At 70.4% G+C, this 21,895-nt stretch carries 17 protein-coding genes and 1 riboswitch; of the genes, 11 read left to right on the top strand and 6 right to left on the bottom strand.

Annotated features, from left to right (window positions below; genetic code table 11):
* Positions 1–8: 8 nt before the first annotated feature.
* From ACFMRZ_RS20420 to ACFMRZ_RS20410, 3 genes are all read right to left on the bottom strand, one after another.
* Positions 9–1,322, bottom strand: coding sequence for an aminotransferase class V-fold PLP-dependent enzyme (locus tag ACFMRZ_RS20420; protein ID WP_400180360.1), 1,314 nt, complete (start codon positions 1,320–1,322; stop codon positions 9–11).
* Between the two features lie 48 nt (positions 1,323–1,370).
* A riboswitch (SAM riboswitch) is annotated at positions 1,371–1,484 on the bottom strand.
* Positions 1,485–1,590: 106 nt separating this feature from the next.
* Positions 1,591–2,130 carry a flavin reductase family protein gene (locus ACFMRZ_RS20415; RefSeq protein WP_280364051.1) on the bottom strand — a complete coding sequence of 180 codons (540 nt, stop codon included), beginning with the start codon at positions 2,128–2,130 and terminating at the stop codon, positions 1,591–1,593.
* 97 nt (positions 2,131–2,227) lie between these two features.
* Positions 2,228–2,548, bottom strand: coding sequence for a 2-oxo-4-hydroxy-4-carboxy-5-ureidoimidazoline decarboxylase (locus ACFMRZ_RS20410; protein ID WP_400180359.1), 321 nt, complete (start codon positions 2,546–2,548; stop codon positions 2,228–2,230).
* A gap of 144 nt (positions 2,549–2,692) precedes the next feature.
* Between ACFMRZ_RS20410 and ACFMRZ_RS20405 the strand changes: the two genes are divergently transcribed.
* Positions 2,693–3,514: a crotonase/enoyl-CoA hydratase family protein gene (locus tag ACFMRZ_RS20405; RefSeq protein ID WP_280272731.1), complete on the top strand. Its 822-nt coding sequence runs from the start codon at positions 2,693–2,695 to the stop codon at positions 3,512–3,514.
* A gap of 78 nt (positions 3,515–3,592) precedes the next feature.
* Complete coding sequence (locus tag ACFMRZ_RS20400) at positions 3,593–6,532, top strand: BTAD domain-containing putative transcriptional regulator (RefSeq protein ID WP_400180358.1); 2,940 nt, start codon at positions 3,593–3,595, stop codon at positions 6,530–6,532.
* Between the two features lie 288 nt (positions 6,533–6,820).
* Here ACFMRZ_RS20400 and ppa read toward each other — a convergent pair whose 3' ends face one another.
* Positions 6,821–7,312 carry an inorganic diphosphatase gene (ppa, locus tag ACFMRZ_RS20395; protein ID WP_280273041.1) on the bottom strand — a complete coding sequence of 164 codons (492 nt, stop codon included), beginning with the start codon at positions 7,310–7,312 and terminating at the stop codon, positions 6,821–6,823.
* Positions 7,313–7,520: 208 nt separating this feature from the next.
* On the opposite strand from ppa, the gene ACFMRZ_RS20390 reads away from it, so the two are divergent.
* The 5 genes from ACFMRZ_RS20390 (at position 7,521) to ACFMRZ_RS20370 (ending at position 13,239) form a co-directional block, all read left to right on the top strand.
* Positions 7,521–8,975: a D-alanyl-D-alanine carboxypeptidase/D-alanyl-D-alanine-endopeptidase gene (locus tag ACFMRZ_RS20390; protein ID WP_400182921.1), complete on the top strand. Its 1,455-nt coding sequence runs from the start codon at positions 7,521–7,523 to the stop codon at positions 8,973–8,975.
* A gap of 13 nt (positions 8,976–8,988) precedes the next feature.
* The gene (locus ACFMRZ_RS20385) at positions 8,989–10,164 is read left to right on the top strand and encodes a zinc-dependent metalloprotease (protein WP_400180357.1); all 1,176 of its coding nucleotides are present in this window, start codon (positions 8,989–8,991) and stop codon (positions 10,162–10,164) included.
* Positions 10,165–10,271: 107 nt separating this feature from the next.
* Positions 10,272–11,204, top strand: a complete 933-nt coding sequence (tilS, locus tag ACFMRZ_RS20380; protein ID WP_400182920.1) for a tRNA lysidine(34) synthetase TilS — start codon at positions 10,272–10,274, stop codon at positions 11,202–11,204.
* A gap of 55 nt (positions 11,205–11,259) precedes the next feature.
* Positions 11,260–11,814 carry a hypoxanthine phosphoribosyltransferase gene (gene hpt / locus ACFMRZ_RS20375; RefSeq protein ID WP_280275224.1) on the top strand — a complete coding sequence of 185 codons (555 nt, stop codon included), beginning with the start codon at positions 11,260–11,262 and terminating at the stop codon, positions 11,812–11,814.
* 540 nt (positions 11,815–12,354) lie between these two features.
* Positions 12,355–13,239 carry a LysR family transcriptional regulator gene (locus tag ACFMRZ_RS20370; protein ID WP_280275740.1) on the top strand — a complete coding sequence of 295 codons (885 nt, stop codon included), beginning with the start codon at positions 12,355–12,357 and terminating at the stop codon, positions 13,237–13,239.
* Here the strand turns inward: ACFMRZ_RS20370 and ACFMRZ_RS20365 are convergent.
* Positions 13,230–14,627 (bottom strand): amidase, encoded by a 1,398-nt coding sequence (locus tag ACFMRZ_RS20365; protein WP_400180356.1) that lies wholly within the window; start codon positions 14,625–14,627, stop codon positions 13,230–13,232. The two genes, ACFMRZ_RS20370 and ACFMRZ_RS20365, sit on opposite strands and share 10 nt — an antisense overlap.
* A gap of 290 nt (positions 14,628–14,917) precedes the next feature.
* Between ACFMRZ_RS20365 and ACFMRZ_RS20360 the strand changes: the two genes are divergently transcribed.
* Genes ACFMRZ_RS20360 through ACFMRZ_RS20345 form a run of 4 tightly spaced genes read left to right on the top strand, consistent with a single transcriptional unit; the run spans position 14,918 to position 21,001 of the window.
* On the top strand, positions 14,918–17,335 hold the full coding sequence (locus ACFMRZ_RS20360; protein WP_400180355.1) for a protein kinase: 2,418 nt from the start codon (positions 14,918–14,920) through the stop codon (positions 17,333–17,335).
* A 43-nt stretch (positions 17,336–17,378) separates the two neighbouring features.
* Positions 17,379–19,562, top strand: coding sequence for a serine/threonine-protein kinase (locus ACFMRZ_RS20355; RefSeq protein WP_400180354.1), 2,184 nt, complete (start codon positions 17,379–17,381; stop codon positions 19,560–19,562).
* Positions 19,559–20,269, top strand: a complete 711-nt coding sequence (locus ACFMRZ_RS20350; protein WP_400180353.1) for a cyclase family protein — start codon at positions 19,559–19,561, stop codon at positions 20,267–20,269. The genes ACFMRZ_RS20355 and ACFMRZ_RS20350 overlap by 4 nt, the downstream gene beginning before the upstream one ends.
* Before the next feature lie 51 nt (positions 20,270–20,320).
* Entirely contained in the window at positions 20,321–21,001 is a 681-nt protein-coding gene (locus ACFMRZ_RS20345; protein ID WP_280275745.1) for a nucleoside/nucleotide kinase family protein, read from the top strand.
* Here ACFMRZ_RS20345 and ACFMRZ_RS20340 read toward each other — a convergent pair.
* On the bottom strand, positions 20,986–21,879 hold the full coding sequence (locus tag ACFMRZ_RS20340; RefSeq protein ID WP_400180352.1) for a PfkB family carbohydrate kinase: 894 nt from the start codon (positions 21,877–21,879) through the stop codon (positions 20,986–20,988). The genes ACFMRZ_RS20345 and ACFMRZ_RS20340 overlap by 16 nt on opposite strands.
* Positions 21,880–21,895: the final 16 nt, after the last annotated feature.

The following is a 21,895-nucleotide window of genomic DNA, read 5'->3' as shown; positions in this document are numbered from 1 at the left end:
ACGCCGGCTCATACCGTGCACGGCGCCGCGCCCGTTCCCGGAGCGAGGCGTTCCCGGGTCTCCGGCACCGGATTCCACTGACCTTCGGTACGGCCGTAGTCCCAGGCCGATCCCTCGCGCACCAGAGTGTCGACCGCGTCGATCAGCCGGTCCACATCCGCCGCGCAGGTGCCCAGCCCGATGCTGGCGCGCAGTGCCCCGTCCACACCGAGGCGGGCCAGCAGCGGATGCGCGCAGAACCGCCCGTCGCGCACCCCGATGCCGTATTCGGCCGACAGGTAGGCGGCGACGTGGCCCGGTTCGTAGCCGTCCACGGTGAACGCGACGATGCCGACGCCGTCGGCGCTGTCCGACCAGATGCGCAGGAAGCGCACTCCCGCAACGGTTTCCAGGCCGTCGCGCAGCCGCTGGGTGAGTTGACGCTCGTGCTCGCCGACCGCGACTTCGTCCAAGGCGGCCAGGGTGTCGCAGGCGGCGGCCAGCGCGGCCACGCCCAGGACGTTCGGGGAGCCACCCTCGTGCCGCTGCGGTGCCGGCGCCCATTCGGCGGTGGTGGCGGTGACCGCACGCACCGCGCCCCCGCCCGCGAGGTACGGCTCGGCGGCGTCGAGCCAATCCCGGTGGCCCACCAGCACACCCGCGCCGAACGGTGCGTAGAGCTTGTGACCGGAGCAGGCCAGATAATCAATGCCCGTGGCGCGCAGGTCGATTCGGCGATGCGGCGCCAGCTGGGCCGCGTCGACCAGGATGCGGGCGCCGCACTGGTGCGCGATGGTAGCCAGGCGCTCCAGTGGAAGCAGTTCGCCGGTCACGTTCGACGCGCCCGTAACCGCAAGCAGCGCAGCGGGTTTGGTGCACAGTTCCGCGACGAGGCGGCGGATCGTCTCCTCGATCGTGTCCGCGGCGGGGACCACTCGACGGCCGTGCCGTGTCCACGGCAGGAAGTTGGCGTGATGCTCGATGTCGAGTACCACGGTGTCGCCCGGCACGCAGGACGCCAGCAGATTCAGCGCGTCGGTGGTGTTGCGGGTGAACACGACCGTCTGGTCGTCGGCGCAGTTCAGGAAGCGTGCCACCGAGCCGCGGGCGGCCTCGTAGCAGTCGGTCGAGATGCGGGAGGCGTAGCCCGCGCCGCGGTGCACGCTGGCGTAGTACGGCAGCAGTTCGGTCACCCGATCGGCGACCTGCGCCAGGGCGGGTGCGCTGGCGGCGTAGTCGAAATTGGCGTAGCGGCGAGTTCCGCCCTGTACCAACGGAACTCGCAGATCGCATCCGGAGACGCGGGCAACGGCGGCACAGGTGCGGTCGAGAGCAGCGGTCATCACGTCAACCCTTCGGGTCATGGGACTCCGGAGGAAACGAGTAGTCGGAGTCCGCGCTTGCCCTGCCCGGTCGGGCAGCGGCCCGGTCGTCACCCGGAGCACCCCGCCGCGGAGGAGGGTTGCCGGCCAGCAAGCCGGGGCTTGACGCTGGCACTCATGACCTGGCCCGAGATTGGCAGACGGCCGCCCCGCTTGTCAACCCCGCGCTGCGACCTTACGTATGGTCCGCTGATCCTGGACGCGCGAAAGCCTTGTGCTGGAAGCCGATTCAGTCAAGCCCCACCGGCCGGTGATATCCGCCGTTGTAGTAGAGCAGGGGAGCGGCGATCGGCTGGTCGCCGGTGTTGTCGTAGACGCGGGTGGCCAGGCCGATCACCAGGGTGTGGTCGCCGACGGGGATCAGCCGGTGCACCGCGGCCCGTACCCAGATGGGGGTGCCGTGCAGGACCGGTTCGCCGGTATCGAGCCGGGTCCACAGGGACTGGTCGGCGAAGCGTTCCTCGGCGGCTCGGGAGAACCGCTGTGCCAGATGCCGCTGATGCTCGCCCAAAAAGTGCACGACCACCGAGTCGGCGGCCAGCATGGCGTCGATGCTCGACGAGGTGTGCGCGATGTTGAACGAGATCAGCGGCGGATCCAGCGACAGCGAGGCGAAGGAGGTGGCGGTGAAACCCACCGGCCGGGTCGCCGAGTCGAGGGTGACGATGGTGACGCCGGCGGGGTAGTGCCGCATGGCGGACCGGTACTGGGACGCGGTGATTCCGCTCAGATCGTCGGGTACCTCGAGTTCGGCATCGGAGGAACTCATGTCACCGCCTCGGCGCCGCTCGCGGGCGCGGTCTCGCTGGTTTCGTACAGTTCCAACCTACGTTGCCCGGGTGGCGGGTATTCCGGCCGCGGGCGGTTCAGTACTCCGGATAGCCGTCGGACGGGCCGATCATCAGGTTGATGCGGTCGCGGGTGAGGCGGGTGAGTAGCTCCGTGGTCCGTTCCGTGATCTCCTGCCGCACGAAGGAGTCGAAGATGCGGCCGAGATCCGCGTCGGACAGGGCGGGCAACTCGACCTCCGCGGCCTTCAGCAGCGCCGCGCGGTCGGCATAGGGGCGACCGTCGGCCACCTTCTCCGCCCAGGTCACGGCGCAGCAGCAGGAATAGAGTGCGTGTACCGCGCGAGTGCGGGGGAGCGAATTGAAACGTTCCAGGCCGATGCCCTTGTGCATCACCATGGTGGCCTCCGGTAAACCGAGGCGGCAAATCCTGAGGTACCGATCGTTGCACCGCTACGCCGCCGCCGACAGCGGTTCGCGGCGAATGTTGCACAGGATTTACACGGTGCGGGCCGCCCGAACACGGGTCGCTACGCTGGACAAATGACTGAATGGAAGGCTTTCACAGTCGAGAGTAAGGATCACGTCGCGCAGGTGACGCTGATCGGCCCGGGCAAGGGCAACGCCATGGGCCCGGACTTCTGGCGGGAACTGCCCTTGGTCTTCGGTGAACTCGACGCCGACCCGGAGGTGCGGGCGATCGTGCTCACCGGATCGGGCCGCAACTTCTCCTACGGCCTCGATCTGCAGGCGATGAGTCCGCTGTTCGGCGCGCTGCTGGCCGACCGGGCCCTGGCCGCGCCGCGCACCGCCTTTCTGCACGACATCCGGCGGCTGCAGGCCGCGGTCACCGCGGTGGCCGATTGCCGCAAGCCGGTGATCGCCGCGGTGTCGGGCTGGTGTGTCGGCGGCGGCCTGGACCTGATCGCCGCCGCCGATATCCGGCTGGCCAGCGCTGATGCCACCTTCAGTCTGCGCGAGGCCAAGGTCGCCATCGTGGCCGACGTCGGTTCGCTGCACCGGCTGCCCGGCGTCATCGGCGAGGGCCACCTGCGCGAACTGGCCTACACCGGCAAGGACATCGATGCCGCCCGCGCGGAGCGCATCGGCCTGGTCAACGACGTGCACGCCGATCAGGCCGCGGTGCTCGACGCCGCGCACGCCATGGCTCGCGAGATCGCCGCGAATCCGCCGCTGGTGGTGCAGGGCATCAAGGACGTGCTCGACCAGCCCAAGGCAGGGCGGATCGCCGACGGTTTGCGCTACGTCTCGGCGTGGAACGCCGCCTTCCTGCCGTCGGAGGATCTCACCGAGGCCATTCAGGCGGTGTTCGAGAAGCGGCCGCCGGAGTTCGAGGGCCGGTAACCACAGGCTTCCTGTACGACTGTTCAGCACGATCGTCTACCGTCTCTGCACAACGTTCGTGTGTTGTGGACAGGACCGATGCTGAAGTTCGCCGTGCTGGGTGAGGTACGAGCTTGGCGCGGCGAGAACCCGCTGGATCTCGGCCCCAAGCAGCGCCGAGCCGTGCTCGCGGCGCTGTTGCTGCGGCGTGGCCGCTCGGCCACCGTGGCGGACCTGGTCGCCGACGTCTGGGGCGATCGCGCCACGGCCAGCGCGGTCGGCGCGCTGCGCAACCACATCCTGCATCTGCGCAAGATCCTCGAGCCCGACCGGGCCGCGGGCACGCCGCCCGCGGTGCTGGTCGGATTCGCCGGCGGATACGCGCTGCGCCTGCCGCCCGCCGCGGTCGACATAGACCTGGCCGAGCAGTACGCGACCGAGGCCGAGCGCGCCTCCGACGCCGCCCTGGCCCACGATCGCCTGCAGGACGCGCTGAGCCTCTGGGCCGGTACTCCGCTGGCCGGGTTACCGGGTCCGCACGCCGAACGTCGCCGCGCTCAGCTCACCGAGCGTCGGTTGAGCCTGCTGGAACGCCGTCTCGAGGCGGATCTCCGCTTGGGTCGCCACGCCGAGGCGATCACCGAGTTGCAGCCGCTGGCCGCGGAACATCCGTTGCGGGAGAAGACCCGTGAGCTGTTGATGACGGCGTTCTATCACGCCGGGCGACGGGCCGAGGCGCTCGAGGTGTTCGCCGATACGCGGGCCACCCTCGTCGAATCGCTGGGTCTGGAACCCGGTCCCCGCCTGGTCGATCTGCAACAGCGCATTCTGCGCGCGGAGCCCGCGCCGACGCGTCCGGCGCCGGTGGCCGAGCGGGTCAGGGTGGCGCAGTTGCCCGCCGATATCGCCGATTTCACCGGGCGCGCCGACTGGGTGCGCCGGATGGTCGAGCATCTCACCGCGCCCGGCGGCGCCGTGCCGGTGTGTGCGATCGCGGGGATGGGCGGGGTCGGCAAGAGCACGCTGGCCGTGCACGTCGCGCACCTGGTCCGGGACCATTTCCCGGACGGTCAGCTGCACGTCGACCTGCACGGATTCGAGCGCCGCGGTTCCGCCGCCGACACCCTCGGCGACTTTCTGCGCGCGCTCGGGGTGCCGGAGGGGGAGATCGCGGCCTCGGCGCAGCAGCGCGCCGCCCAGTTCCGCAGCCGGTTGGACGGCAAGCGGGTGCTGGTGGTGCTCGACAACGCCCGGGACGCCGAACAGGTGGCTCCGCTGATCCCGGGCACTGCGGGTTCGGCGGTGCTGATCACCAGCCGATCCGCGCTGCCCGAACTGCCCGGAGCGGTCGGCGTGCGGCTGGATGAGATGACCGCGGCGGAGGCCTCGACCCTGCTGGCCCGCATCGTCGGCGGCGATCGGGTCGATGCCGAACCCGAGGCCGCCGAGGCGGTGGTGCGCGCCTGCGGTCGGCTGCCGCTGGCGGTGCGGATCATCGGCGCGCGGCTGGCGAGCCGCCCGCGCTGGACGATCGCCGCGATCGCCGACCGGCTGGCCGATTCGCGGCGTCGGCTGGGGCTGCTCCGCACCGGTGATCTCGCCGTCGAACCCGTCTTCCGGCTCGGCTACGACCAGCTGGAACCCCAGCAGGCCAAGGCTTTTCGCATGCTCGCCGGTCCTGAGGTGGAAGATCTGCCGCTGCCCGGCGCGGCGGCCATGCTGGGACTCGACCGCGACGAGGCCGAGTACCTGTGCGAGTCGCTGGTCGATCTGAGCCTGCTCGACGCCACCGCCGCGGGGCGCTACACCCATCACGATCTGCTCCGGCTGTTCGCCCGCGAACTCGGCCCGGCCGACGAAACCGAGGCGCTGCCGCGACTGCTCGACTTCTACCTGGCGACCATGAAAAACGTGGTGGCGGTGTGCAATCCGGGGACGCGGCTGCCGGAGTACCTCGAAACGACTCGGGCTCGCGGGTTGTCGTTCTCCGACGGCGCCGACGCGCAGTGCTGGCTGAACACCGAGCGCCGCAACCTGGTGGCGCTGTTCCGGCAGGCCGCCCGGCTCAGCGCCGCGGCGAGCCCCGCGCCGGCGTTGTGTGCCGACTTGGCCTGGGCCATGGCGGAATTGATCGACGGCGGGCCGCACGCCCAGGAACTGTCCCGGGCGCTGGAAGAACTGCTCGCGGCCGCGCTGCGCGCCGGGGACCGTGATCTCGAGTGCCGGGTGCGGGTGGCGCTGGGTTCCGTGCTCACCTACGCCCTGGCTCGGATGAGTACCGGGCGCGACCATCAGCGCATCGCGTTGTCGCTGGGCAGTGACTCCCCGGGCAACGCCCGCCTGACCGCCTTCGCGGCGCAGATGCTGGCCGGTTCCGCACGGGTCGGCGTGGAGGTCGCCGCCTCGCTGGCGCACGCCGAGCGGGCCATCCGGCTGGCCCGGCGGCTCGGTGACCCGGCCATCGAATGCGGTTGCCTGATCCAGGTGGCCAAGACGCTGTCGGACGACGGGCGGTTCGAGGAGTCCGTCGCCAGCGCCGAACGCGGGCTGGATCTGGCGCAGCAGATCGGCAACAACGCCCTGGAGGCGATGGCGCTGCACGAGCTGGGCGCCGCGCTGGCCTACCGCGACGAGCACGAGCGTGCGATCGAATTATGCACGCGCGCAGTCGAATCCGCGCGCCGCAGCGGTATGTCGTTGCGGGTGGGGCTCGCGCTGGCACGGCTGGCGCACGTGTACATGCTTGCGGGGGAACTGATTCGGGCCGAGCCGATCGCGGCCGAGGCGGTCGAGAACATCACCCGGGCCGCCGGACCGCTGCACCGCGGCCGCGTCATGCTGATGCACGGGCTGGTGTTGCAGGGGCTGGGCCGCACGACCCAGGCCCGGCAGGTGTTACGCGCGACGGCCGAGATCGTGGTACAGCTGGAGGAGGCCGACCTGGTGCACGAACGCATCGCCGCGGAATTGGCGGTGCCGGTCATGGCCATGCTGCGGGAGCAGGTCGACGCGGTCCACGCCGAGCGGGTTGCCGGCTGAGCCCCCGGGCACGTCATTTTCTGATCATTTCCGCCTCATCCGACGCGGTGACCAGTGCGTTCGTGGTCGGGACAAAGGTGCGCGAGCGGCGCCGGCCAGGTTAGCGTGTCAGTCGCGGATTCCGGTGGCGCCCAAGCGCTGTCGGTGCGGCCGGGGTCCGAGGTGGCCCGTTACCCGCGGCCATCGTCGCACGGGGGGTCGGCGGTGGCAGCTGTGGGTGCGGGCCACCACCAGCCTCGAGCGCTCGGTGCGGCTTCGCGACGCGGAACCCCACCGAGCGCTCGTTCGTCAGTGGCCGCCCTGTTCCTTCAGCCGCGCGAAGGCCTCGTCGACCAGGCTTTCCGCCTTGGCCCGGCCGTCCCAGCCGTCGACCTTGACCCACTTGCCCGGCTCCAGGTCCTTGTAGTGCTCGAAGAAGTGCTCGATCGCCTTGCGGTCGAACTCGCCGATGTCGGTGACCTCCTGGATGTGGTCCCAGCGCTTGTCACCGGCCGGCACCGCCACGATCTTCTCGTCGCCGCCGGCCTCGTCGCTCATCAGGAGCACGCCGACGGGGCGGGCCTCCACGATCACGCCGGGGAAGACCGACTCCGGCAGCAGCACCAGGCAGTCCAGCGGGTCGCCGTCGGAGCCGAGGCTGTTCTCGATGTAGCCGTAGTCGGCCGGGTAGACCATCGGCGTGTAGAGGTAGCGGTCCAGCCGCACCCGCCCGGTCTCGTGGTCGACCTCGTACTTGTTGCGCTGACCCTTGGGGATCTCGATGGTGACGTCGAACTCCACGTCATCTCCTTAGTCTGGTGCCTGTGTTCGATGGCCCGGCGCGCGCGCCGCGGGCTGCCGACTCGCCAGCTCGTTCGAGGGAACGCCGGCCAGGTGAGGATAGTGTGGTCGACGGGCGCACGGGTGCGGCAGGGGCCCGGCGGAACTCGCGCGAGGACCTCTGTCACGGGTGGATTAGGGAGACTGCGGTCAGGTGGTAGGTAACAACATCGGCGAACCGGGCCGTCGGCGGCGCCGGGGCGTGTGGATCGGTGTGCTCACCGTGCTGGTCGTCGTGGTGGTGGCCGCCGCGACGGTATCGATCACGCTGCGGCCGTGGACCGCCGAGTTCCGGCACGGCGGCCTACGCATCGGCGCCCTGCCCGCCCCGGTGACTCCGGTCCCGCAGTTGGCGGCTGCCTCGCCGGCCGCGCCCGCGCCGACCGCCCAGGGCTTGGCCGCGGCGTTGGCGCCGGTGGTCGGGAGCCCCGATCTCGGTGCGTTCACCGCCTCGGTCAGCGACCCGGACACCCGCACCGCGCTCTGGAGCGCCGATCCCGCGAAGCCGGTGATCCCGGCGTCCACGGCGAAGGTGCTGACCGCCGCGGCCGCGCTGCTGGTGGTGCCGCCGGATCACCGCGTGACCACCAAGGTGGTCGGCGGGACCAGCCCGAACGAGCTGGTGCTGGTCGCCGGTGGTGATCCCACGCTGACCGCGCAGGCCGACGGCAAGGGTTACTACAAAGATGGGCCGCGGCTGTCGGACCTGGCGGCGCAGATTCGCGCGGCCGGTCGGACCGCCGACACGATCGTGGTGGACACCTCGGTCTTCACCGGCCCGGCGTGGCCGGCGGGCTGGGATCCGGCCGACATCGCCGGCGGTTCCTGGGCCCCGATCGAACCGGTCATGATCGACGGCGGCCGATTGGACCCGCTGGTCGAATATTCCCCTCGCACACCGACTCCCGCGCTCGACGCCGGTCGTCGGCTGGCGGCGGAACTGGGCCTGGATCCGGCCAAGGTGCGGCTGGGCCGTGCCCCGGCCGGAGCCGCCGAGGTCGCCCGGGTGCAGTCGGCGCCGTTGCGAGATCGACTGCGCGAGATGATGATTCACTCCGACGACGTACTGGCCGAGACGATCGGCCGGGAGATCGCGACGGCGACCGGGAACGAGCAGTCCTTCGCCGGAGCCGCCGCCGCGACGATCACCGCCCTGAACGCCGCGGGCTTCGACACCGCCGGGTCGACCCTGCTGGACAACAGCGGCCTGTCCACCGACGACCGGATTCCGGCCCGCCTGCTCGACGGGGTGCTGATGGAGGCGGCGGCGCCGCAGCCCGAATCGGGCGCCGGGACCACCCGGCCGAGCGCGTCGGCCGTCCACTCCGACGGCACCGGGACTACCGGTTCGCCGCTGGCCCCGCTGCTCGATTATCTGCCGGTCGCGGCCGGTACGGGCTCGCTGGCGTACCGGTTCGTCACGCCGCGCGACCGCGGTGGCGCGGGGTTCGTCCGGGCGAAAACCGGAACTCTGTCGGTATCGAGCGCGTTGGCAGGGTATGTGCTGGACAGCGATGGCCGCGTGCTGACCTTCGCGCTGATGTCGAACGACCGGCCCCCCGAGGCCAGCCGCCCGGCATTGGACGCCATCGCCGCCACGCTGCGCAACTGTGGATGCTCCTGACGGGTGGTAAACGATGACCGGACCCGGTGATGCGGCCGCGGGCGACCGAGCCGCCGGCGACCAGAACCCCGAACGATCCGAACAGGTGGTGGTCGACATCGAGTCCGGCCGAGTGATTTCCGAGTCGAGGCGTTCCTCGCTGTCCGGCGCGATCGACTGGCGACTGGCGGCGAAGACCGGCTCCGCGCTGGTGCCCGCGGGGCCCCGGACGAGCCGCTATACCGCCGAACAGGTGGTCGACGAACTGGGCCTGGCCGCCATGCGTGCCGAGGCGCCGGTGCGGGAGGTCAGTCTGCTGGCCGACGACCGCCCGGTGCCCGCGGCGCGGGTGGTGGACCGGCCGGGCTGGATCCGGGCGGCCGCCGATTCCATGGCGGAACTGACCGGCGGGTCGGCGGCCGAACCGGGTCGCTTCACCGGCAAGCCCGCGGGTGTGCAGGCGGGCGCGATGCTGGCGTTCCTGTCCACCGCGATTCTCGGTCAATACGATCCGTTCAGCGGCCCCGACGGGACGCTGCTGCTGGTGGCGCCGAACATCGTGGCCGTGGAACGCGCACTCGGCGTGTCGCCCAGCGACTTCCGCTTCTGGGTGTGCCTGCACGAGGTGACGCACCGTGTGCAGTTCTCCTCGGTGCCGTGGCTGGCCGACTACATGAAGCACAACGTCGAGGTGCTCGGCGATGTCGGCGACGAGCCGCTGGACCAGGTGCTGTCGCGGTTGCTGGAAGAGGTGCGGGAACGCCGCCGCGTCCGCGCCGCGAGCGGTGACGGGGCCAAGGACGACGACCCCGCCAACCGCGGCGTGCTGGGTCTGCTGCGCGCTACCCAGGCACCGGAGCAGCGGGACGCGCTGGACCGGCTGCTGATGCTCGGCACTCTGCTCGAGGGTCACGCCGACCACGTGATGGACGCGGTCGGCCCGGCGGTGATCCCGTCGGTCGTGCAGATCCGCCAGGCGTTCGACCAGCGCCGCCGCCGTCCGGCCAACCCGTTGCAGCGGCTGTTGCGCGCCCTGCTGGGCGTGGACGCGAAGGTGGCCCAGTACGTGCGCGGCAAGGCGTTCGTCGACGAGGTGGTCGGCACGGTAGGCATGCAGCGCTTCAACACCGTGTGGACCGACGGCGACACACTGCCCCGCACCGACGAGATCAGCGACCCACAGCGCTGGATCACCAGAGTCCTCGGCTGACCATGCGCCCACCCCCGCCCGGACAACCGGATCCCGCCGTGGTGGTTGGTTCGGTTGGCGCTGCTCGTGGGGGGCGGTTGTTGCCGGAGAGTCGGGCTGCGTTGGAGATGCGGCATGCGGTGCGGGAATGGTTGGGGCGGTACGCATCCGGTGAGGGGGTGGCGGTTGCGCTGTCCGGGGGAGCGGATTCGCTGGCCTTGACGGCGGCGGCGGTGGCCGAGGCGGGGGTGGTCGATGCTCTCGTGGTGGATCACGGCTTGCAGCCGGGGTCGGATCGGGTGGCGGCGGAGGCCGCGGACGCGGCGCGCGCGTTGGGGTGCCGTTCTGCCCGGGTGCTCGGGGTGGAGGTCGGGTCTGCGGGCGGGCTCGAGGCCGCGGCGCGCACGGCTCGGTACGCCGCGCTCGACGCCGCCCGCGGGGAGTTGCCGGTGCTGCTCGGGCACACCCTCGACGATCAGGCCGAGACCGTTCTGCTGGGCCTGGCTCGTGGTTCCGGCGCCCGATCCCTCAGGGGGATGGCCGAATTCGCCGATCCCTGGGGGCGACCCCTACTAGGGGTCCGGCGATCCACCACCCGGCAGCTGTGCGCGGACCTCGGGCTCGAGCCGCACGAGGACCCGCACAACAGCGCGCCCGAATTCACCCGGGTGCGGTTGCGCACGCAGGTGCTGCCGCTGCTGGAGGAGGTGCTCGGCGGCGGCGTGGCGCCTGCCCTGGCTCGCACGGCCGAGCAGCTGCGCGAGGACGGCGATCTGCTCGATTCGCTTGCCGAACAGTTGCTGGAGGCGGCGAGTGATGGCACCTCGCTCTCGATCGAGACGCTTGCCACTGCCCCGGCCGCGCTGCGCCGCCGCGCGATTCGTTCGTGGCTCCTGGCCGGCGGCGCAAAAGCCTTGACGGACAAGACCTTACGGTCGATCGACGCACTGATCACCGACTGGCGCGGGCAGGGCGGAGTGGCGGTCGGCGGCGGAAAGCCGGGGACCCGGTTGGTTGCCACGCGCGAACGTGGGAAGCTGTGCCTGGCGTTTGCACGATAACGATCCCGGTGACGCCTGCGCCGCGATCGACTTCAGCGAAGGGAAACCAGCGCACGTGTATGGGGACGACATCGCGTCGGTGCTGATCACCGAGGAACAGATCAAGGCGAAGGTCGACGAATTGGCCGCGCTGATCGGCAAGCGCTATCCCACCGACGCCCCCGAGGGTGATCTGTTGCTGGTGGGTGTGCTGAAGGGCGCGATCTTCTTCATGACCGATCTGGCGCAGGCGCTGACGATTCCGACTCAGATGGAATTCATGGCGGTCTCGTCCTACGGGTCGTCCACTTCGTCGTCGGGCGTGGTGCGCATCCTCAAGGACCTGGACAAGGACATCGCGGGGCGCAATGTGCTGATCGTCGAGGACATCATCGACTCGGGGCTGACGCTGTCGTGGCTCAAGCGCAATCTGTCCAGTCGTAATCCCGCGTCGCTGGAGGTGGTGACGTTGCTGCGTAAGCCTGATGCGCTGCGTACGCAGGTGGATGTGGCGCATGTGGGGTTCGATATTCCGGATGAGTTCGTGGTGGGGTACGGGCTGGACTATGCGGAGCGGTATCGGGATCTGCCTTACATCGGGACTCTGGATCCGAAGGTGTACGGGGCTTAAAAAGGTCTGTATTTTTGGCCTCCGCTTCGCTCCGGCGGGGTTTGCGGCGCCCTGTGGCTCGGTTTTCGGGCGCCGCTGCTGGCTCCTTCGTCGCTTCGCAGCGGCGCCCGAAAACCGAGCCGCGCCGCAAACCTTGGGGGTGGGCGTCATGCCAGGGGTTTACCGGCTCGCTGATGTAGGCGCGTGGGTCGGCTGTGGGAAGCTTCTGTGTCAATGTGACTAATATCACTCGTCGGGCGTCTTGGCTGATGGGGGTGGTCGGGGGGTTGTTGCTGGCTGGGGTGGCTTCATGGCGTCGGGGTGTCGCTCATGTGACATGACACGAACGTGGCTTGTGTTACGGCTGGTCGGCTGACCTGATGGGTTTCGAAAACGGTTGAAAATTGGATTGCCTGGGGGTTCGCGGAGGCGGATGTGCGTACGTTTTCCCTAGGCAATATGCTGTCCGTAACAAACTCAGTGGCTGTTTCTGTGCCTCTTTTTAGACTTTGAGGTTTGATCCAGCTGGATTTTCAAGACCGATTCTGATAGCAAGGGGCTATGGACCCGCATTTGCGCGACTTGCGGTACTTCGTTGCCGTCGCTGAGGAACTGCACTTCACCAACGCCGCTCAGCGGCTGCACATCGCTCAACCCACCCTCTCGCGGCAGATTCGCCAGCTCGAACGCCAGCTCGACGTGGTGCTGTTCGACCGGAATCAGCGCAGTGTCGCGCTGACCGTGGCGGGTAAGGAGCTGCTCGAGGGCGCGCGCAAGATTCTCGAACTCTGGGAAGTCACCAACGTCGCCCTGCAGGAGGCGGGCGAGGTGTTGCGCGTCGGAATACAGAGTTCGATCGGGCGCGGCCTGATCGCCGATCTGGAGAGTGCCAGCGGCCATCGGCTCGCGCTGCACTCGGCGTCGTGGACCGACCCGTCCAGCGGCCTGGCCGGGCGGCAGGCGGACCTGGCGCTGATGTGGCTGCCCGTACCCGACTCGGGCCGCTATCGCTGGCAGGTGCTGCGCACCGAGCCGCGCTGGGTGCTGCTGCCGGAGAACCACCCGCTGGCCGACCGCGAGACCATCGAGTTCACCGATCTGGCCGACGAGCCGTTCATCGCGATGCCGCAGGAGGCGGGCTCGGCCCGCGACTTCTGGCTCGGCAACGACGCCCGCGGCGGCAAGCAGCCCAAGATCGGCGGCGAGGCCGCGACGGCCGAGGAGCGGCTGGAGGCGGTGAGCCTCGGGCTGGGTGTGTGCCTGCTGGCGGAGAACAACGTGCCGATGTACCGGTGGCCCGGGCTGACCGCGCGACCGGTCACCGGCTTGCCGCCGTGCGAACTGGCGGTGGCGTGGCGGGCCGACGACGATCGGCCGACGATCCTCGATTTCGCCAACCGCGTCATGGCCGGCGGATTCGGAACTCCCGAGCAAGCTCAGGGCTGACCGGCGACCCGCCGCCACGGCCGCGCGGATTCGAGCTGGGCGGCCAGCCGCAGCAGTGTCGACTCGCTGCCCGGCGGGCCGGCCAGCTGCGCGGCGACCGGGGTGCCGGTGCGTGGATGGGTGCCCATCGGCACGCTGAGCGCGGGCCAGCCCACCAGGTTCCACAGCGGCGTGAACGGCGCGAACCGCGCGTTCGCCCAGACGTTGGGGAGCCAGCCGCGGCGGTGCCATTCGAGCGCACGGGGCGGTGGTGTCGCGAGGGTTGGGGTGATCACGACGTCGTGATTGTCGAAGAAGTCCAGCAGCCGCGCCTCGATGCGGTCGATCTGTCCCGGGCGCACCAGGCCGCAGCGCAGCACCGCCCGGCCCAGCGCGACATGGCGGTGGGTGCGCTGCTGTAGTCGCTCGGGATGTGGCACCGCGGCGGCCTCGCGCCCGGCGTTGGCCACCCAGCGCAAAGCCAGCGCGGTGGCCGCGCCGGCGTAGGGCAGCGCGGTTTCCGACACGGTGTGCCCGGCCGTCGCGGCGGTCCGCGCGGCCGTGCGGGCCGCCCCCGCCCACTGCCGGTCCACGCGTAGCAGTGGCGACGGCGCACCGACGGCCAGGCCGATCCGCAGCGGCGCCGGGGTGTCCAGATCGGCCAGTGCGGGGCGGTCGGCCAGTACCGACAGCACCAGGGCGGCATCGGCGACGGTGGTCGCCAGCACGCCGTTCTCGGTCATGCCGTCCCAGGAGTCCAGGCCGACCTCGGCGGGCACCACGCCGCGGCCCGGCTTGATGCCGACCGCGCCGCAGCAGGCGGCCGGAATGCGCACCGACCCCAGGCCGTCGTTCCCGTGTGCGACCGGCACCAGCCCGGCGCCCACCGCGGCGCCCGAGCCGCCCGACGAACCGCCCGCGCTGTAGTGAATGTTCCACGGGGAGCGCGTGATTCGCTCCGGAGTGTCGGTGACGCCCCAGAGCCCGAACTCGGGCATCTCGGTCAGGCCGACGACGACCGCGCCCGCCGCGCGCAGCCGCCGCACCACCGGGTGATCGGTCGTGGCCGGACGATCGTCCCCGGCGCGGGAACCACCCCTGGTCACCTCACCGGTGACATCGATGTTGTTCTTGACCGCGATCGGCACACCGGCCAGCGGCAGCGAGTCGAGATCGGCGCGGTCGGCCAGCGCCTGTGCTTCCGCCCGCGCCCGCGCTTCGCGAACGATACTGAAAGCGTTGACTTTCGGATTTCCCTCGCGAATGCGGTCGAGGGCGGACTCCAGAATCTGCTCGGGGCGCACGACGCCGTCGCGCACCGCGGCCGCGATGGCGGTGGCCGTGCTGGGATCCGGTGCGGCTCCCGGCTCCTGCGGGGAGGTCGCGTCGGTCGTCTCGTTCGCACCCACCGGTACCTCCTGAGGGGCCCCGGTGCCGGCTTTCGGTGTCTGCTGGGAGGAATCCGCTGATGAGATGCCGTCGGCTAGGGCCGTGCCCTCGTTCTGCATGCTGCTTGCCCCCGTCGCGTCGTGGTCGAAATGGGGTGGTTGCGTGTTGACGCGCAAATTATCATTTCGGGCAACGCTCGGGGATGATGGTCTCGGGTGTGGCGGATTCTATCCGTCCCGCCGCCGACCGACCAGTGCGGAATCCGGTTCCGCGGCTGGTACGACAGGGTCCGGTATCGATGGGTGCGGATATGGTTTTCAGTTCCGACTCCGGCGGCGGTTTCGGGCGTCCAACGGCCGGAATCGAATTCGGCGCTGTGACGGCGTTCGCGAGTGCGTGGGAGGCCGGTGCCCGGCCGCCCGAGATCGCCGACTACCTGCCCGACGCCCGGACTTTACGGCTGGACGCATTGGTCGAGTTGATCCGCATCGACATGCGGTACCGGTGGCTGTCCCGGTCGCCCGGCGCCTCGACGCCGGGCAAGCGGCTGCGCGAGTACTGCTCGGAGTTTCCGGAGCTGGCGCCGGAGGGCATTCCGGCGCACCTGGTGTACGAGGAGTTCGTGATCCGCCGCCACAGCGGTGAGCGGGTGGATCCGCGCGACTGCCTGCGCGAGTATCCGGACCAGGCGGGGCAACTGCGCGAGTTGCTCAATGCCGACGACGAGGATCGCAGCACTCGCCGCGCCGCGGATCTCGACGCGACCGTCCGGCCGCCGGACGAATCGGGAACCTGGGCGGGCGAACAGACCCGCACCACCACCGGACTGATCGCCGAGTCCGGCGGCTCGGCAGCGCGCGCCGACGCCTTGAGCCGCATCGAGATCGGCCAGCGGATCGATGATTTCGAGTTGCTGACCGCGCTGGGCAGCGGCGCCTTCGCGCGGGTGTTCCTGGCCCGGCAGCGCAGCCTGCAGCGGCTGGTGGCGGTGAAGATCTCCGCCGACCGCGGCACCGAGCCGCAGACCCTCGCCCAGCTGGACCACGACTACATCGTGCGGGTCTTCGATCAACGGCTGCTCGAGGAATTCGATCCGGGCGCGGGCGCCGACCCGCGGGCGCGCCGGTTGCGGTTGCTGTACATGCAGTTCCTGCCCGGCGGCACGCTGCTCGGCGTGCTGCGCTGGGTCCGGGCCACGCCGCCGGCGCAGCGCAGCGGACAGCTGCTGCTGGACGCGGTCGACGCGGCGATGGAGGAGAAGGGCGAGATCCGCCCCACCGACTCCAGCGTGCGTGCCGAACTGGCCGCGCTGTCGTGGCCGGAGACGGTGGCGTGGCTGGGCCGGCGGCTGGCCGAGGCGCTGTCCTATGCCGACGCCCACGGCGTGCTGCATCGTGACGTGAAACCGGCCAATGTGCTGTTGACCGCGGAGGCGGTGCCCAAGCTGGCCGACTTCAACATCAGCTTCAGCCGCACCCTGGCCGGTACCAGCCCGGTCGCGTACTTCGGTGGGTCGCTGTCGTACATGTCGCCGGAACAGCTGGAGGCCTGTCATCCGGGCTATGGGCGCTCCGCCGACGACCTCGACACCCGCGCCGATATCTACTCCCTGGGTGTGGTGCTGTGGGAACTACTCACCGGCGCAAAGCCTTTCGACGATGCCACGGCGGGCGAGGACGGCGACGTCACCACCCTGGGCCAGATGCTGGATCGCCGCCGGGCGGGCGTGGATCCGGCTGCGCTGGAGCAGATTCCGTCCGATTGCCCGGCCGCGCTGCGCCGCGTGCTGCTGTCGTGCCTCGCCCCGGAACGCGAAAAGCGCTGGGGCAGTGGGAAGGAACTGGCACAGCAATTGCAGCTGTGCCTGGACGAGCGGGCTCGGGATCTGGTGGACCCGCCGCCGGGCAGTTGGCGGCTGCGGTTGCGGGCCTGGCGGGCGCCGCTGGCGGTGCTGGCCATCGGCATCCCGAACGCCTTCGCTTCGCTGTACAACATCGAGCACAATCAGTCGCTGATCGTGGATCGGCTCAGCCAGCCCTCGCAGCACACGTTTCTGCTGGTGACCGCCATTGTGAACGCGGTGTTCTTTCCGGCGGGCTCGGCGGCCCTGGTGTATCTGTCGCGGCGGCTGATCACGGTGCCGCGCGGCTTGGCCAAGGGCCGGGAGTACGACCCGCGGGAGTTGGCGCGGGCGCGGGCGGACGCGCTGTTACTCGGGGATCGCGCGGTGGTGGTGGCGTTTTCGCTGTGGGGGTTGGCCGCGCTCACCTTTCCGATCGCCCTGCGGCTGGCCACGGGCGAGGTCGGGATACGGGCGGTGGTCCACTTCCTGTCCTCGGTGCTGGTGTGCGGGGCGATGGCGGTGGCGTATCCGTTCTTCCTCGTGACGTTCTACATGGTGCGCTGCATCTATCCGATGTTCTTGCGGCACGGCGATGTCAGCGCCGTCGATGCCCGGCGGCTACGGCTGCTGGGGCGCCGGGCCACCAGGTATCTGGCGGTGGCGGCGTCGGTGCCGCTGCTGGCGGTCGCCGGGGTCACGTTCCTGCCGCCGGGCGACATTCCCAGTGTGGTGGTGGCGGTCCGGGTGCTGTGCGTGGGCGCGATCATCGCGTTCGTGGTGTCGTACGTGCTGTTCCGGGCGCTCGAGGCGGACCTGCGGGCGCTGGAGCGGGTGGTGGATCCGGTTGCGGCGCAGCACGATCACGAGATCGAGGAGCGCGAGTGAGGGGGCGTCGCATCGCGCCTCCGGGGCGCGGCGAGGGATCACGGTGAGTGAGGCGCCGGACGCCGCGGTCGCCCGGTTCGCCGCCGACTGGCAGGCCGCGGTGCGTGACGCGGGTACCGACCCGCCGCTACTGGCCCGCTACGTCCCGGAGGGTCCTGTCCTACGCACCGCCGTGCTGGCCGATCTGGTGCGCATCGATCTGCGCCAGCGCTGGCGGCGGACCCGCGAGGGCAAGCGAATGGCGGACTACGGCAAGGAGTTTCCCGAACTCACCACCAGCCCGCGCTTCCTGGAACTGGTGTGCGAGGAGTATGCGCTACGGACCCGATATCACCGCACGAGCGTCGCGGACTTCCTCGGCGACTACTCCGAGTTGGCCGCCGAACTCGCCCCGCTACTCGGCGCGGACGGTAACGGCGGGGGTGCGGGAGTTGATTCGGAGGGGGCGTGGTCCGGTGGGGAGCTGGATGTCGAGGTTCGCCCGGGGCGGCGGCTGGACGACTTCGATCTCATCACGCTGATCGGGGGGACCGCGCGGGCGAAAGTGTTTCTGGCTCGGCAGCATTCGATGCAGCGCTTGGTCGCGGTGCGGGTCGCTGCGGTCGGCGGGCAGGACTCGCGGACCGTGGCGCAGCTGGACCATCCCTACATCGTGCGGCTGTTCGACCAGCGGGTGGTCGACCGGGACGCGGGGGAGCCGCTGCGGCTGGAGTACATGCAGTATCTGCCCGGCGGCAGTGTCGCGGATCTGTTGCGGCTGCGGCGATCCGAGGCCGGGCTCGGCGGCGGGGCGCTGCTGTTGCGGTCGGTGGACGCGGTTATGGCGGCGCGCGGGGAGATCCGGCCCACCGACTCGACCGTGCGTGCCGAGATCGCGGCGCTGTCGTGGCCGGAGACGGTGGCGTGGGTGGGCCGTCGGCTGGCCGCGGCATTGGATTACGCGGGCTACCGCGGTGTGGCGCACCGCGATATCAAGCCGGAGAACGTTCTGTTCACCGCGGAAGGTATTCCGAAGCTGGCCGATTTTCGTGCCGACGCGCCGGAAACGGCGGCAGCCGAGCATGATTCGGTCACGTACCGGGCTCCGGAGCAACGGGACGGATCGACCGGCGTGGCCGCTCTCGACAGCCGTGCCGACATCTACGCGCTGGGCGTGCTGCTGTGGGAACTACTCACGGGCAGTGTGCCTTTCGAGGAGAAGCCCGGAGCCGGCGACGAACCCGCCACCGATGACCGGGAATCGCAGCTCCCACCCGACACCCCGGCCACCCTCCGTCGAACGCTGCTGCGCTGTCTGGACCCGGACCCGCGACGGCGCTGGCGCTCCGGGTCCGACCTGGCCGGACAACTGGAACTGTGCCTGGACGCCCGAGCACGCGACCTGGTGGACCCGCCGCCGACGAGCCTGCGCTACCGGGCGCGCGCCTGGTGGTTCCCGATCACCACGGCCTGCGTCGGACTGCCGAACCTGCTGGCCAGCTTCTACAACATCCGGCTCAACGACAGCCTCGTCATCGACCGGCTGGCCGCGGCGGACCAGGGCCGTTACGCCACGGTCGGATTGATCAACAACCTCATCACGTTCCCGCTGGCGGCCTTGCTGATGGTGTTGCTGAGCAGGCGCGCGATGCTCATGTCGCATCGCTTGCGGCGCCGGGCCGAAGCGGACCCCGGCCCCGGTGACGCCGCGCACGAGGTCGACGCGCGAGAGCTGGCGGTGGCGCGGCGGCAGGTGCTGTCGCTCGGTGACCGGCTGGTGTGGGTGCCGTTCGGCATGTGGCTGCTGGCCGGAATCGCCTGGCCGGTGGCGGTGATGGCGATCGGCGTCACGCTGCCCGCCCGCAACTTCGCGCACTTCTACACCGCGCAGGTGGTCTGTGCCGCGATCGCGCTCGCCTACCCGTTCTTCCTGGTCACGATGTACGCCGTGCGCTCGGTGTATCCGCAGCTGCTGGTCGCGGGCGCGGTGGGACCGGAGGACGGGCGGCAGCTGTGGGCGCTGGCCCGGCGCGCCAATTTCTACCTCGCCGCGGCGGCGTCGGTGCCGTTGCTCGGCGTCGCCAGCGCCACCCTGGTTCCCGGCGACCAGCTGTGGCAGGTGATCGGGCCGGTGCGCGTGCTGAGCGTCGGTGGCATCCTGGCATTCGTGCTGACCTACCGAATGTTTCGGCTGCTGGAACGGGACCTGCGCGCACTGGGGCGGGTCATTCCGCGGAGTGCGCGGTGACGGTGCCGTTCGCGCGCATCGTGAGCCTGTCGCATGTGCACGATCCGGCGACGACGCCGCTGTATCCCGGCGACCCGGCCTTCACCGCCGAGATCGTGGCCACCATCGAGCACGACGGGTACTTCCTGCGCCGGATCGTTCAGGCCGAACACACCGGAACCCATTGGGGCGCACCGATTCACTTCGATCCGATCGGCGCCGCCGCCGATCAGCTCGACCCCGAGGACCTGCTGCTGCCGGCCGTGCGCATCGATGTTCGCGAGAAGTGTTCCGGCAACCGCGATTACGCGATCACGGTGGCGGATCTCCGCGACTGGGAGGAGCGGCACGGGGCGATCCCGCCGGGCGCCGCGGTGATCGCCTGGACCGGCTGGGACGGCTTGTGGGGCACTCCCGATTTCCTCGGCGCGGGCGAATCCGAGGGTCGCCAACCGGGTTTCGCGCCGTCGGCCGTGCACTGGCTGATCGACACCGGACGGCTCGGGTGCCGGGGCGCCCTCGGCATCGACACCTTCGGCCCGGACCTCGGCGCCGACGACTCCTACACGGTCTCGAAGCTGCTGTACCGGCGGCACCGGATCAGTCTCGAATGCCTCGCCAACCTCGCCGACCTGCCCGAGACCGGCGCCTGGGTGCTGGCGGGCGGGGCGATCCACCGGGGCGGGTCCGGCTCGCCCGCGGGCGTGTACGCCCTGATCCCGCGCTGACCCGTCGTCGTTCCGGGTCCTGCGGCGGACGGGCGCGGGTAGGGTCGGCGAATGGTCGGACGAGGCGAGATATCGCTGGAGGAACTGGCGGCGCGAATCTTGGAACGGGCCGATGGGCGCGACGGGCGGTTCGTACTCGGTATCGCCGGTCCGCCCGGAGCGGGCAAATCCACCCTGGCCGTGGCCTTGCGTGACACCCTCGACGACCGCTGCGGCGCGGCGGTCGCCGAGGTGGCGCCGATGGACGGTTTCCATCTGACCAATGCCGAACTCCGCGCGGCGGGCGCGCTGGCCCGCAAGGGCGAGCCGGACACCTTCGATGTCTCCGCATACCTGGACCGCCTGCGCAAACTGCGGGAAGCGCCGGTGGGACAGCCGGTTTCGTGGCCGGCCTACGACCGGTCGCGGCACGAGCCCGTGGCGGACGGCGTGCTGTTCGACCGGCAGCGCATCGCGATCACCGAGGGCAACTACCTGCTGCTCGGCGCGGCCGGATCGCCCGGATGGTCCGAGGTGCGGCAGTATCTCGACGCGGCCTGGTATCTCGACGCGCCACCCGAGCTGCTGCGAAAGCGCCTGCTGCGTCGCCATATTCGCGGCGGCAAGACCGCGGAGTTCGCGCAGGCGAAGGTGGCGCGCAGCGATCTGCTGAACGCCGAGCTGGTCGCAGCCACCCGTGACCGCGCGGAGCTGGTGCTGCGCGCGAGCGGGCGGCACTATCTCGTGCTCTGATCCGGTCGTGGGTGCTGCCGCATCCATTCCCGGGTGCCGAGATAGGCGCACGATTCGGTCGCGACGGCCGCCGCGGCGCGCAGCGCGTCCGTAAACGACTGTCCCGCAGCGTAATAGTGGCAGAATGCGCCGTGGAGAATATCCCCCGCGCCGAGAGTGTCGACCGCCGGTGTCCGCGGGACGACTATTTCACCCGTGACCTGCTCGGCTTCCGAGTACCGGATCGGCTTGTCGCCCTGGGTGATCGCGACCTGGTATACGCCGCGGGCGTGGAGGTCGTCGAAGACTTCGGCCGGGGTGCCGGAGATCCCCGGCGGAGTGAAGCCGGACGAGCAGATCGCGATGTCCACCAGCGGCAGCAGTTCGGCGTGGACGGGCCGCCAGCGCCCCGCGTCCAGTACCACGGTGACCCCGGTTTCCCGTGCGGCGGTGGCGAATCCGAGGGCCAGGTCCGGATAGTGCCCGTCCACCAGCACGACGACGGCGTCGCGCAATGGCCCGAGCCTGCTGCGGTCGAACGGTGCGGAGATCCGCGAACCGTCCAGCGACACGATGGTGCGGGTTCCGGATTCGGTCGCCACCACGATGGAGGAGACGGGCGGCCGCTCGGCGCTGTCCGGCGTGACATCCACCGGTGCGACCCCGTACCTGTCGAGGTCGCGCCGGATCGTCTGTGCCAGTTGATGTTCCCCGAGCGCGGTGATCAGCGCCGGACTGCGCCCGGACAGGAACGCGTAGGCCACCGCCGCGTTCGCCGCCGGGCCGCCCGCGCCGAGGAACTGGTCCTCGGCCTGGGTCTTGCTGTCCTCGGCCGGATACCGCCGCACCGCGTAAGCGATATCGAGCGTCGCGAGTCCCACGAACACCGCAGTCGCCATGCCCGCGACGATAGCG

This window comes from Nocardia sp. N2S4-5, from assembly GCF_044628355.1.
GTDB lineage: Bacteria > Actinomycetota > Actinomycetes > Mycobacteriales > Mycobacteriaceae > Nocardia > Nocardia wallacei_B.
Note: the sequence above shows the minus strand (reverse complement) of the source record. Positions and strands in the feature narration are given on the sequence as shown.